This window comes from Winogradskyella pulchriflava, assembly GCF_042434315.1.
Classification (GTDB): Bacteria; Bacteroidota; Bacteroidia; order Flavobacteriales; family Flavobacteriaceae; genus Winogradskyella; species Winogradskyella pulchriflava.
On the sequence record NZ_JBHLTQ010000006.1, the window covers coordinates 306,758 to 319,616 of the forward strand.

The following is a 12,859-nucleotide window of genomic DNA, read 5'->3' on the forward strand; positions in this document are numbered from 1 at the left end:
TTTTTAAGGTTGTCTTTTTAGGCAACCTATTTTTTTATGGTTACTCGATTAGCATATTATTTAAAAAAAGAGACAAATCCAGCACCTTTATCGGTTTTTAGAATTGGGTTTGGTCTTATGATGTTTGTGAGTATCATTAGGTTTTGGATAAAAGGCTGGATAGAACAATTATACATAGATCCTAAATTTCATTTTTCTTATTATGGATTTGAATGGGTAAAACCATTAGGTAATTACACGTATGTATTATTTGCTATCTGTGCTATTTCAGCATTATTTGTCGCATTAGGACTAAAGTATCGTATAGCTATACTAACATTTTTTCTAAGTTTTACCTACATAGAATTAATGGATAAAACAACATATCTCAACCATTATTATTTTATCAGTGTACTAAGCTTTTTAATGATTTTTTTACCAGCGAATGCCTATTTTTCAATAGATAACCTGCTTAAAAAAAAACAATACAACACCATTCCAAAATGGACTATAGATAGTATTAAACTGTTATTGTCACTGGTTTATTTTTATGCTGGCTTGGCAAAATTAAATAGTGATTGGCTTCTAAGAGCTATGCCACTAAAGATATGGTTGCCATCTAAATACGATTTGCCATTAATTGGTGAAACTTTAATGCATAAAGATTGGTTTCATTTCGCAATGAGTTGGTCAGGTATGTTATATGACTTAGCCATACCATTTTTGTTGTTTTTCAAAAAAACCAGAAGTTTTGCTTTTATCCTTGTGGTTGTTTTTCATGTGTTTACGCGCGTATTATTTCAAATAGGAATGTTTCCTTATATCATGATTGTATGTGCGCTCATATTTTTTGACGCTCGCGTGCACGAAAAAATATTAAATACCATTAAGCATCTATTAAAAAAAGCCAATCTAAGTTTTCAGACTATAAAATCTAGCTCATTCAAGTATAAGTACAGTAAGCCAATAGTATGGATTATGGCTGTTTTTTTTGCTATTCAAGTGGTTTTGCCGTGGCGCTATCTTTTGTATCCAGGTGAATTGTTTTGGACAGAGGAAGGCTATCGTTTTTCTTGGCGAGTGATGTTAATGGAAAAAGCAGGCTATGCCAATTTTAAAATTGTTAACGGAAAAACGGGTGAGTACTTCTATGTAGATAACACTGATTTCCTAACTCCGTTACAAGAAAAACAGATGAGTTTTCAGCCAGATTTTATTCTAGAATATGCCCATTATTTGGGAGACCATTTTACTGGTCAAGGTCATAAAAACGTTCAGGTTTTTGTTGATTGCCATGTAGCACTCAACGGAAGAATGAGTCAACCATATATAGATAGTACAGTAGATTTATATAACATTAAGGATACATTTAAGCACAAAAGTTGGATTTTACCATTTAATGATGAAATTAAAGGATTATAACATACTCATTATCGTACTCTTTTTAGGGTTAATTGTTTCTGCGCAACAAAAAGTTTCAGGTGTTGTAACAAGTGATTTAGGAGAGCCATTGGCAGACGTGGAAATCTATGATAAAACCTCAGGTAAATTGGCACAAACTAATACTAAAGGGTATTATGAGTTTTCTACAAATAAAGCAAATCTAACCTTGGTGTTTTTTTCTTATGAATTTCAAATAAAAGAAGTCAATATTAATATTGAAAAAGATGTCATAATCAATCAAACTTTGGAACCTTTAGGCGAACAACTTTCAGCTGTAGAAATAACTGCGAGAAAAACTAAGGTTTTTGAATTGAGTCGTTTAAAAGATGTCGAAGAAACTGCAATCTATGCAGGAAAGAAAACAGAGGTTATCCTTGTTGATCAATCTATGGCAAATATGGCTACCAATAATGCAAGACAAATTTATAGTCAGGTGGCAGGTCTTAATATTTTTCAGAATGACGATGCTGGCTTGCAGTTAAATATTGGTGGACGAGGTTTAGACCCAAACAGAACGTCAAATTTTAATACAAGACAAAATGGGTATGATATAAGTGCAGATGTATTAGGATATCCTGAAAGCTATTATACACCACCAGCAGAGGCTTTAGAAGAAATACAAGTGGTAAGAGGTGCTGCATCATTACAATATGGAACGCAGTTTGGAGGTCTTGTTAATTTTAAATTCAAATCCCCAAACGCTAATAAACCACTTGAATTTTTAACTAGAAATACATTGGGTAGTAACGGACTTTATACCAATTTTACTAGTGTAAGCGGTACTAAAAAGAAATGGAGCTATTATACTTTTTTTAATTACAAAAAAGGTGATGGCTTTAGACCAAACTCTGAGTTTGAATCTAAAAATGCATTTGTACATTTGGGTTATCATTTATCTGAAAAAACTAAAATCTCTGGTGAGGTTACTTATTTAAAGTATTTGTCGCAACAGCCAGGAGGTCTAAGTGATGCTATGTTCAATGAAGATGCATTTCAGAGTAATAGAGAACGAAACTGGTTTCAGGTCAACTGGATGCTTTATAATTTAAAATTATCACATAAATTCTCTGACAAGACTAATTTTTCATTCAATTTTTTTGGTTTAAATGCAGAGCGAAATGCCTTAGGGTTTAGAGAAAACAGACAAGATATACCAGACAATAATAGTGAGAGGGATTTAATAAAAGGGGAATACAAAAATTTTGGTTTTGAAGCCAGATTATTAAACAACTATACGTTATTTGGAAAAAAATCTATAGGTCTAATCGGTACAAAATTTTATAAGGCAAATAATAGATCCATTCAAGGTCCAGGATCAGATGGTTCAGGGCCAAACTTTGATTTACAAACCGAAATATATCCTAACTATCAAAACCAATCGAACTTTAAGAATCCTAATATAAACTTGGCGTTTTTTGGTGAAAACATATTGTACCTTAACGAAAAATGGTCAGTAACACCTGGTTTTAGGTTCGAGTATATTAAGACCGAAAGTGATGGCTATTCTAAACGTATCAATTTAGATGGTGCTGGTAATGTCATCTTAAATGAAACGGAATTTTCAGATAACATTAACGAACGTTCTTTTGTGCTGTTTGGTTTAGGTGCCAGTTATAAGCCTAATGATAAAACAGAATTTTATGCCAATGCTTCTCAGAATTACCGTTCCGTAACATTTTCTGACATAAATCTTGTGAACCCAAATTTTGCTGTTAGGGAGTTAATTGACGAAACTGGCTTAACTGCAGATTTTGGTGTAAGAGGTGTTTATAAAAAAGTGGTTTCGTATGATATCAGTGCATTTAGCCTCTTTTATAATGATAGAATAGGAATCACCTTAGAAACACAATCGGATAATAGTGTGCGAAAGGTTAGAGATAACATCGGTAACGCCTTTATTTTTGGATTAGAATCCTTAATCGATTTAGATATAAATAAGCTTTTCATTCAAGATAACAGAATTAGGTTCAATTATTTTTTAAATACTTCGGTTATACATTCAGAGTATGTACAATCCGATGAAACAGGAATAAAAGGAAATAGGGTAGAGTTTGTGCCAGAGTTAAACATTAAAACAGGTTTGCGGTTTGGTTATGATGACTTTCAAGCCAATGTACAATACTCATATCTTTCGGATCAATTTTCGGATGCAACAAACTCAAATAGCGACCCTTTAGGAAGTTCTGGTGTTATAGGTGTAATACCGTCTTATGATATTTTGGATATTTCATTTTCGTATTCCTATAAAAACATAAAACTCGAAGCGGGACTAAATAACATGCTTGACAATACATATTTTACAAGACGTGCCACAGGTTATCCAGGTCCAGGGATTTTAACGTCTCCACCACGCAATTTCTATACGACTTTGGAGCTTAAGTTTTAAAACAATTAAAAAAGCTAATTGTTACTAGGTTAGTAATATTAATCGTATCTTTGCATGCAATTAAATTTTAATTGCATCATGATAGCACACGAAAGCAAAATCCTAGGAGAAGGTCTTACTTACGACGATGTCCTATTAGTCCCAGCTTTTTCTGAAGTACTTCCTCGCGAAGTAAATATTCAAACAAAATTTACTAGAAATATTACCATTAACATTCCTGTCGTTTCGGCTGCAATGGATACGGTTACAGAAAGTAAAATGGCAATTGCCATGGCACAAGAAGGTGGTATAGGTGTGTTGCACAAAAATATGACTATCGAAGAGCAAGCTCAAAAAGTAAGACGTGTTAAACGTGCTGAGAGTGGGATGATTATAGACCCAGTGACGCTTCCTCTAACAGCTACTGTGCTAGATGCTAAGAGTGCTATGAGAGAACATAGTATTGGTGGTATTCCAATAGTAGATGACAAAGGGATTCTTAAAGGCATTGTTACAAACAGAGATTTGCGTTTTGAACATGCTAACGACAAACCTATTGTTGAGGTTATGACAGGTGAAAACTTGGTTACAGCACCAGTTGGAACTTCATTAAAAGATGCTGAGGCAATTTTACAAGCCAATAAAATTGAAAAATTATTAATTGTTGAAGGAGATAAACTAGCAGGTTTAATTACCTTTAGAGATATAACTAAAGTCACACAAAAACCAATCGCCAATAAAGATACTTACGGACGATTACGTGTTGCAGCTGCTATAGGAGTAACGGGAGATGCTGTAGATAGAGCTGAAGCTTTGGTAAAAGCAGGTGTAGATGCAGTGGTCATTGATACGGCACACGGACATACGGTTGGTGTTGTTACGATATTAAAATCCATAAAACAACAGTTCCCTGACTTAGAAGTTATCGTTGGAAATATCGCTACAGGCGAAGCTGCTAAATATTTAGTAGAAGCTGGAGCAGATGCTGTTAAAGTAGGTATTGGCCCTGGCTCTATTTGTACAACACGAGTTGTTGCTGGTGTTGGATTTCCACAGTTTTCAGCAGTATTGGAAGTAGCTGAAGCCATAAAAGGTTCTGGAGTACCAGTAATTGCAGATGGAGGTATTCGTTATACAGGAGATATTCCTAAAGCTATTGCAGCTGGTGCAGATACAGTAATGTTAGGGTCACTTTTAGCAGGAACTAAGGAAAGTCCTGGTGAAACCATAATATACGAAGGACGAAAGTTTAAATCGTACAGAGGAATGGGTTCTGTAGAGGCAATGAAACAAGGAAGTAAAGACCGTTATTTTCAAGATGTTGAAGATGATATTAAAAAACTAGTGCCAGAAGGTATCGTAGGTCGCGTGCCATACAAGGGAGAATTGTTTGAAAGTATTCATCAATTTGTTGGTGGATTAAGAGCTGGTATGGGTTATTGCGGTGCAAAAGACATAGCAACCTTAAAAGAAAATGGCCGTTTTGTAAAGATTACCAGTTCTGGTATTAATGAAAGCCATCCTCATGATGTAACTATTACTAAGGAAGCACCTAATTATTCTAGGTAACTAATTCCTGCGAAGGCAGGAATCTTATGATTAAAAATATAGAGCAGTATCATATTGATGCTGCTTTTTTTATTGGGTTAGTTTGAGCTATTTCAATATCTGCCCAAGTATCCCAAATGGTTTACAGCAAAGGTTTAAAGGTTGCGCTGTCCTTGGATTTTTCAATACTGTCAAAAAGATCGTGCATTTCACCTCTCAATTCAGGATAGTTTTCTGTAAATTTTCCCATGTTATTCCAAGCAGAAATATGTTTTTTAAATGCAACACTAAATTCCTCTGGACAACCTTCAAAATTAAGCTTTCGCATAGCTTTTACATAGTTATCTATAGTCTTTTGAAGCGTGATAGTTTCGCATTCATGGTTTCTTATTTTACCAAGTTTACTATCATCTAGTAGTATTTTATCGATGCAATCTTTTTCACTAATATTACTATTCGATTCTGTTTTCTTTTTGTTTTGACATGAGAGCAAAACAACTAAGTAGAGCATTGTTAAAGTTAGTTTTGTCCTCATTTGATTTCTATTTTAAAAATGATAATACGTCTTTCATCCCTTCCGTTGCAGGTTTAGCAATGACAGTAACTTTGCCATTATTAGTAATGGCAGGCTTTGGGTCTATATAATAAATATCAATATTTGGTTGTACATAATTTATTAAACTGGCGGCAGGATAAACCTGCATACTGGTGCCAATGATAATGAGTATATCTGCTGTGTAACAGATATTTACTGCAGTTTCAATTTCAGGCACATCTTCACCAAACCAAACAATGTGTGGTCGTAGTTGATAGCCTTTACCACAGACATCTCCAAGATTAATATCTTCTGTCCAAGTTTTAATATCATTGTAATTGCCTGTGCTTCTAACTTTAAGCAATTCTCCATGCAGATGTATTACATTACTGCTACCAGCACGCTCGTGCAAATCATCAACATTCTGTGTTATAATAGTTACTTTATAATCTGCTTCTAAAGCAGCTAAATCTTTATGTGCTTGATTGGGTTTTACATCTTTAAGTTGTCGACGTCTTTGATTATAAAAATCTAACACCAATTCTGGATTCTGCCTAAAACCTTCTGGTGAAGCCACTTGCATAACATCATGACCTTCCCATAAACCATCATGGTCTCTAAAGGTTTTTACACCACTTTCGGCACTCATGCCAGCTCCAGTTAATACAACGATATGTTTCATCTATTTAAATTTTTTCAAGAACTTGTGGTTTAATAATTAATTATATTGGAGGACAATTTCTATAGTCTGCCAAATGCTCATTATGGGCTTTCATAATCTAAAAATATAAAATATAACTGTCATTGTGAGGAGTGAAGAACGAATGACGCGGTAATCTTATGATGCACAGTATAAAATATCACGAGATTGCTGCGCTTTCACTCGCAATGACAGTTCAATTTTAATTTAGGTTTACTACTTTTGATTCATGAGTGATTTAAAACTTCTTGAATATTTAGAAACGTACCTCACAGACCACCGAAGAGAACGTTTTAAAAAAGTATTGGCACAGCGCACAAAGCATTTTACAGTTGCCACTGAAGATGTCTACCAATTACACAACACAAGTGCAGTCATTCGTTCTTGTGATGTTTTTGGCATACAAGAAGTTAATATTGTTGAGGAAGTTAACTCTAAGCGTATTGATAGAGAGATAGCTATGGGTTCTCAAAAATGGGTGGATTTAAATCGGTATCATACCACAAAAGCATGTATTTCGGATTTAAAATCTAAAGGTTATCAAATTGTAGCGACAAGTCCACATGCGGAGGATTGCGATTTAATAGACTTCGATATTACTAAAAAGTCGTGCTTTTTCTTCGGAAGAGAAACAGAAGGCTTATCTCAACATGTTTTGGATGAAGCAGATTGCTTTCTCAAAATACCTATGGTTGGTTTTACAGAGAGTTTAAATATTTCGGTTTCGGCAGCAATTATTCTCCAGCATGTCACGTCTAAATTGAGAAAATCCAGTATTGACTGGAAACTATCTAAAGATGAAATTATTGAGAAACGTTTCGATTGGATTAAAAAAACCATCAAAAACTATGATGCCATTGTAGAACATTACCAATCTCAATCTTAATTTTTCGTAACTTTAGAGCACTAACTAAAAAAAACTAAATTATGATGACCTTTCTCTATGTGGTGCTAGCCATCATTGTGCTAATTGTTCTATTAGCACTTATTGCACCTAAAACTTACAATGTAAGTCGAAGTATAACGGTAAATAAGCCAGTTTCTGAAGTGTTTAACTATTTAAAGTTTATTAAAAACCAGGATGAATGGTCTCCTTGGAAAAAGAAAGACCCAAATATGAAACAAGAACATATTGGTACAGATGGCCAAGTGGGATTTGTTGCCAAATGGGAAGGAAATAAAGAGGTAGGTACTGGTGAACAAGAAATTACTGGAATTACAGAAAACAAATCGGTGAACAGTCAATTACGATTTTATAAACCATGGAAATCCCAGTCTGATGCTTATCTTACTGTTAAAGAACTTGATGCTAACTCAACTAAAGTAGTTTGGGGATTTTCTGGAGTTAATAAGCCACCTTCAAATATTTTCTTCTTGTTTTTTAATATGGATAAAACCGTTGGTAAAGATTTTGAAGAAGGATTGGCAGATTTAAAACGCATTTTAGAATCCAAATAATATAAATATGGTAGGTTGGTTTGAAATTCCGGTTAACGATATGAATCGTGCTAAGCAGTTTTATGAAACTGTTTTTAAAGTTGAAATAAAAGAAGTTGATTTTGGTGGTCTACAAATGGGCTGGTTTCCTGATAATAATGGTGCACATGGAGCAACAGGAACGCTTATAAAACAAGAATCATACATTCCTAGTAAGGAAGGGACTTTGGTCTATTTTATGTGTGAAGATGTGCAAAACGAATTGGACAGGGTTGAAGCTGCAGGTGGAACAATCTATCAACCTAAAACCAAAATTTCAGAGGAACATGGTTGCATGGGAGTGTTTATAGATACTGAAGGAAATAGAGTAGCATTACATTCTAACGCTTAAGCCTTGTCTTTCTTTTTACCTTTTTTGCGTTCGCTACTTCTTTGAATCACTTTGTATTCTTCGTAGCATTCGCTAATAGCATCTAACATTTGAAGATCGTTAGCTGTATTTATAAAGTCTTTGGAATAGTTACATTGGTTAACTATTTCATCTAAATCAAACTTATTAACTTGTAATAAAACAAGGAGCATTTCCCTGTCAAAACGTTTGGCAAGCTGGCTTCTTATTTCATCATCCTCTTTCATTTTCTTTAGCTTGTGCATTTCATTGGGCTTCTTACCAAACATATTATAAAGAAAATCAGCAGGATTAAAAATAGCTCCTAAAACCTTGGTAGCAATATTGGGTTTGCCTGCCTCATAAGCCTTTCCGTATAAACCAGAAATTCTATAACGGTTATTAGATTGTATAGGAACTTGCATCATATCTACTTCCAAATAACCTGTAAGTTCTAGTTGTTTTACGGTGACCTCCTCCAATGCAAGCGCTAGCTCTGTCATTGTAATTTCGGTATTACCAAACTTTAGCCAGTCATTAGTTACTCTAACTTTTATGGATTTATAACCTAAATAGGAAAGATGTAATGTATCGTTAACTTTTGCCTTAATTTCAAAAGCACCTTCATCATCAGTTGCTGTACCAACAACCTGATTAATATTCACAATATTTACTTCACTTAGAGGCAATTCCGCAGTGGAGCTAATAATGGTTCCTTTTACAGTTTCTGGTGTTTTGGTGGCAGTACTGTCTTGACCATAGCTATGTGCTGTAGTAAAACATAATAATAAGATAAGTAAATAGCGCATTGATATCAATTACGATGTAAAGGTAATAAACTAAACGCATTTTAACATATTGCTATTGCAGATTTGACTAAATATTAACAAAATCAAGCTATGTTATAAATTCCCAAAAAAATAAAATTCCAAATACCAAAACTGTAGATACAATCTTGGAATTTGGAATTTTTAGTTTTATGATTTGATAATTATTTGCGTCTAGAGCGTCTAGGTCTATCAAAAGAAGCACTTGTTTCGCTAGAGCGTTTTTTACCTCTTGATTCTCTTGAGCTAGAACGCTTTTCGGAACTACTATCGTCAGAGCGTCTGCGTCTGTCACTTCGGTTTCCAGAATCTTCACTTCTGCGCGAGCGTCTTTCTGCTCTTGGCTTATCATCACTACGTCTTCTGCTGCGTCCACCACTGCGTCTATCATCTCGTCCTCGACCTCTATCGCGTCTTCCGCCACCACTACGACCTTTGTTTTCGCTAACTTCAACGTTTACATAGCGTCCATCGTGTTTGTAATCTGTAAAGAATGCCAATACTTTTTCCTGAAGTTCTTTTTCAGTATTAAAGAATGAAAAACTATCTTTTACATCTACCTTAAACACATCATCACGACCAAGTTCTAAAACTTCTTTTAAGAAATCCTTTAATTTCATCCAATCAAATCCATCCTTGCGTCCTACGTTTATAAAGTAACGTGTGTCATTTGATGATTTTCCATAATCACGTCCATCATCTCTATCAGCACCTTTAGAATCCACAACTGTTAAGTCCTTGGATTTTTGATAGTAATTGAAGAAACGAGAAAACTCAACAGAGAAAAATTGCTTAATTAATTGGTCTTTATCTGTATCTGCAAACAATTCATTAATACTGTCTAAGTACTTATTAATTTCGTGATTAACCTCTGTATTATGAATTTTGTTAGCCAAACTCATTAATTGCACTTCGCAGATTTCCATACCAGAAGGAATGTCTTTCTTTTCAAACTGCTTTTTAATGATGCGCTCTATACTTTTTATCTTTCTTACTTCACTTTTAGAAACAATAACCATAGATACACCAGTTTTACCAGCTCTACCAGTACGACCAGAACGGTGTGTGTAGGTTTCAATTTCATCTGGTAATTGGTAATTGATAACGTGCGTTATGTCATCAACATCAATACCACGAGCAGCAACATCTGTTGCTACAAGCATTTGAATTTGATTATTTCTAAAGGATTTCATTACCAAATCACGTTGGTTTTGGCTTAAATCTCCATGCAATGCTCCAGCAGAGTAACCATCTTCAATAAGATTTTCGGCTACTTTTTGGGTATCGCGTTTTGTTCTACAGAAAATTACCGAAAAAATATCCGGATTTGCATCTGCCAAACGTTTTAAGGCTTGGTAACGGTCTCTGGCGTTAACCAAATAATATTCATGCGAGACGTTACTTGTACTTTCATTTTTGTTTCCTACAGTAATTTCTATAGGATCGTACATAAATTTTTTTGCAATAGCAGATACCTCTTTAGGCATTGTTGCAGAGAATAACCATGTACTTTTATCATCTGGTGTATGAGATAAAATATCTGTAATATCTTCATAAAAGCCCATATTTAGCATTTCATCAGCTTCATCTAAAACACTGTATTGTATTTTAGAAATATCTACTAAGTTTCTGCTAATCATATCCTTCATACGACCAGGAGTAGCTACAATAATTTGCGCTCCTTTTTTAACTTGTCTTGCTTGGTCTGTAATGCTTGCACCACCATAAATAGCAGTAACATTAAGTCCTTTACAGTATTTGCCATAAAGTTTTAACTCGTTGGTAATTTGCAAGCAAAGCTCACGTGTAGGAGATAAAATAAGACCTTGAGTAGTTCTACTGTCAATGTCAATTTTTTGTAACATTGGAAAACCAAAGGCTGCAGTTTTACCAGTACCAGTTTGTGCTAATGCAACAAGGTCACTTTCTTTTTCTAATAAAATAGGAATTGCTTTTTCTTGGACTTCACTAGGTTCGGTAAAACCTAAATCCGTAATAGCATTAAGCAGGTCTTCATTAAGACCTAGTTTTTGGAATGTGTTCATTCTTTTGTATAAGTATTCGATATCAATTATGTGGTGTTACATAAGAAGCGTATCGACATACTTAAACCTAAACTTCTGGTAACACATCCTCACGCTGAGGAATTTAGTGAAACTCAAAATTTGCTTAGCAAATTTGTTAGTTGAACGAACTCTAAATTTATTTTAAAGTCTCATCAATCTGAATTTCAAGCTGCAAAGATACGCTTTTTATTGGAATTTCAAGTTTTGGGTGTGGTTAAGAATATATTGAGTGTACTTTTTAGTTTGGTGAAAAAAGATACATTTCTCCATCTTGATTAACATTAAACAAAACATTTGCACCATCATCAGTTCTTTTTATTGATGTGGCTCTCATCCTTGCATCTCCGTTACCAAAATCTAAAATTTGATTTGTCTCAAACCAAGAGTTTAAAGAATTGTTATAATACCATATTTTAAATAGATTAGAGCTATCATTTAAAGAGGAATAAGCATAATGAACAAACTCTTTATTTCCATCAAAATTAATCTCTCCGCATAATAATCCCTTGAATGATTCAGATACACCATCATTTTGGCTAAATTCTAATGGTGGGTCTAAATTGATGTCATTAAAGCTATTTGTGTTAAGGTCAAATTCCAATATGATGTTATCTGTTACAAACAATGCCTTACCTGAATTAGTAACAATCATTTCATTAATTAAGGCATTTCCACCAATATTGCTACCATATTCACCTAAATATTCCCAACTACCAGCACCATATTCACTTGCTCTTATAAGAAAGTATCTATAGTAAACACTATTTAGGTTAAGGTTATTATATGAATGTGAAAAAAACAGATACAGATATCCATTAATTTTAAATGCCTCATATATGCGCCCAACTGTTCTATATTCGTGTCCATTGTTTGGGCTAATTGGAATTAATTCAGTAACATCAAAATTGTAAGTTTCAAGATTTTCAGAATTGTTATTTACGGAATAAACTCTTACACCGTTAAAATCAAATTTTATTATTTCGTCTTTACGATTTTCATTTGCTCCAATACTTAATTTTTTAATTTGAGTGCTATTTGGGTGAACTCGAAATTCAGTATTAAAAATTGAACTTGGAAAAATTTCGATGTTTCTTGAATGAAGATCAAATTTTAGGCTTGTACTGCTATTTTCCCCACCAGTAATAATTACTCCATTATCAATACCTAGAGCATAATAAGGTTGTCCGACCAAGTTTAAATCTCCAACAAACTCTATAGTTTCACAGTCAGTTTCTATTGTTGATGTAAAATTATAATTAAATGAATTTAGGTTTGTACAATCACTTATAATATCTCCATCTCCAATATCATCGTCATCTGAAGAAGAACCTTCACTTGAACAATTAAAAAATACTACGACAGCAAACGAAAGAATGATTAGCTTTTTCATGACTTAAAATTTATGTTAAATAATAGCTTTCGGTTCTGTAATGCAATACCCAATTGTAGGTATTTTTGAGTAAATTTAATTGCATATACCTTCTAAGTAATAAATCACTGATTAATAAATTATATCGGATAATACCGAAATAAGTTCAGCACTAGTAAGTTAAGCTAATTTTTTGATTTAA

11 protein-coding genes are annotated in these 12,859 nt (G+C 33.8%); 6 read left to right on the forward strand and 5 right to left on the reverse strand.

All coding sequences use genetic code 11. From position 1 onward, the window contains the following. The first annotated feature begins 36 nt into the window (after positions 1 to 36). From ACFFGA_RS13340 to guaB, 3 genes are all read left to right on the forward strand, one after another. On the forward strand, positions 37 to 1,401 hold the full coding sequence (locus tag ACFFGA_RS13340) for an HTTM domain-containing protein (RefSeq protein WP_386064824.1): 1,365 nt from the start codon (positions 37 to 39) through the stop codon (positions 1,399 to 1,401). Further along, a complete protein-coding gene (locus ACFFGA_RS13345) occupies positions 1,379 to 3,808 on the forward strand; it encodes a TonB-dependent receptor domain-containing protein (protein ID WP_446697949.1) in 2,430 nt (809 codons plus the stop codon). Before ACFFGA_RS13340 ends, ACFFGA_RS13345 begins: the two co-directional genes overlap by 23 nt. A 78-nt stretch (positions 3,809 to 3,886) precedes the next feature. Beyond that, on the forward strand, positions 3,887 to 5,356 hold the full coding sequence (gene guaB / locus ACFFGA_RS13350; protein WP_386064825.1) for an IMP dehydrogenase: 1,470 nt from the start codon (positions 3,887 to 3,889) through the stop codon (positions 5,354 to 5,356). 121 nt (positions 5,357 to 5,477) lie between these two features. On the opposite strand, the gene ACFFGA_RS13355 is transcribed toward guaB, so the two are convergent. Together ACFFGA_RS13355 and ACFFGA_RS13360 are read right to left on the reverse strand one after the other, a co-directional pair. Next, positions 5,478 to 5,870, reverse strand: a complete 393-nt coding sequence (locus ACFFGA_RS13355) for a hypothetical protein (RefSeq protein ID WP_386064826.1) — start codon at positions 5,868 to 5,870, stop codon at positions 5,478 to 5,480. A 7-nt stretch (positions 5,871 to 5,877) separates the two neighbouring features. Then, entirely contained in the window at positions 5,878 to 6,552 is a 675-nt protein-coding gene (locus ACFFGA_RS13360) for an SIR2 family NAD-dependent protein deacylase (RefSeq protein WP_386064827.1), read from the reverse strand. A 247-nt stretch (positions 6,553 to 6,799) separates the two neighbouring features. Between ACFFGA_RS13360 and ACFFGA_RS13365 the strand changes: the two genes are divergently transcribed. Genes ACFFGA_RS13365 through ACFFGA_RS13375 form a run of 3 tightly spaced genes read left to right on the forward strand, consistent with a single transcriptional unit; the run spans position 6,800 to position 8,398 of the window. Continuing rightward, positions 6,800 to 7,456: a TrmH family RNA methyltransferase gene (locus tag ACFFGA_RS13365; protein WP_386064828.1), complete on the forward strand. Its 657-nt coding sequence runs from the start codon at positions 6,800 to 6,802 to the stop codon at positions 7,454 to 7,456. 41 nt (positions 7,457 to 7,497) lie between these two features. Beyond that, complete coding sequence (locus ACFFGA_RS13370) at positions 7,498 to 8,028, forward strand: SRPBCC family protein (protein WP_386064829.1); 531 nt, start codon at positions 7,498 to 7,500, stop codon at positions 8,026 to 8,028. 7 nt (positions 8,029 to 8,035) lie between these two features. Next, positions 8,036 to 8,398 (forward strand): VOC family protein, encoded by a 363-nt coding sequence (locus tag ACFFGA_RS13375; protein ID WP_386064830.1) that lies wholly within the window; start codon positions 8,036 to 8,038, stop codon positions 8,396 to 8,398. On the opposite strand, the gene ACFFGA_RS13380 is transcribed toward ACFFGA_RS13375, so the two are convergent. The 3 genes from ACFFGA_RS13380 to ACFFGA_RS13390 all read right to left on the reverse strand — a co-directional run bounded on the left by ACFFGA_RS13380 (position 8,395) and on the right by ACFFGA_RS13390 (position 12,678). Beyond that, positions 8,395 to 9,204 (reverse strand): carboxypeptidase-like regulatory domain-containing protein, encoded by an 810-nt coding sequence (locus tag ACFFGA_RS13380; RefSeq protein WP_386064831.1) that lies wholly within the window; start codon positions 9,202 to 9,204, stop codon positions 8,395 to 8,397. The two genes, ACFFGA_RS13375 and ACFFGA_RS13380, sit on opposite strands and share 4 nt — an antisense overlap. Positions 9,205 to 9,386: 182 nt before the next feature. Beyond that, positions 9,387 to 11,267, reverse strand: coding sequence for a DEAD/DEAH box helicase (locus tag ACFFGA_RS13385; protein WP_386064832.1), 1,881 nt, complete (start codon positions 11,265 to 11,267; stop codon positions 9,387 to 9,389). A 259-nt stretch (positions 11,268 to 11,526) separates the two neighbouring features. Then, entirely contained in the window at positions 11,527 to 12,678 is a 1,152-nt protein-coding gene (locus ACFFGA_RS13390; RefSeq protein ID WP_386064833.1) for a hypothetical protein, read from the reverse strand. Positions 12,679 to 12,859 lie beyond the last annotated feature (181 nt).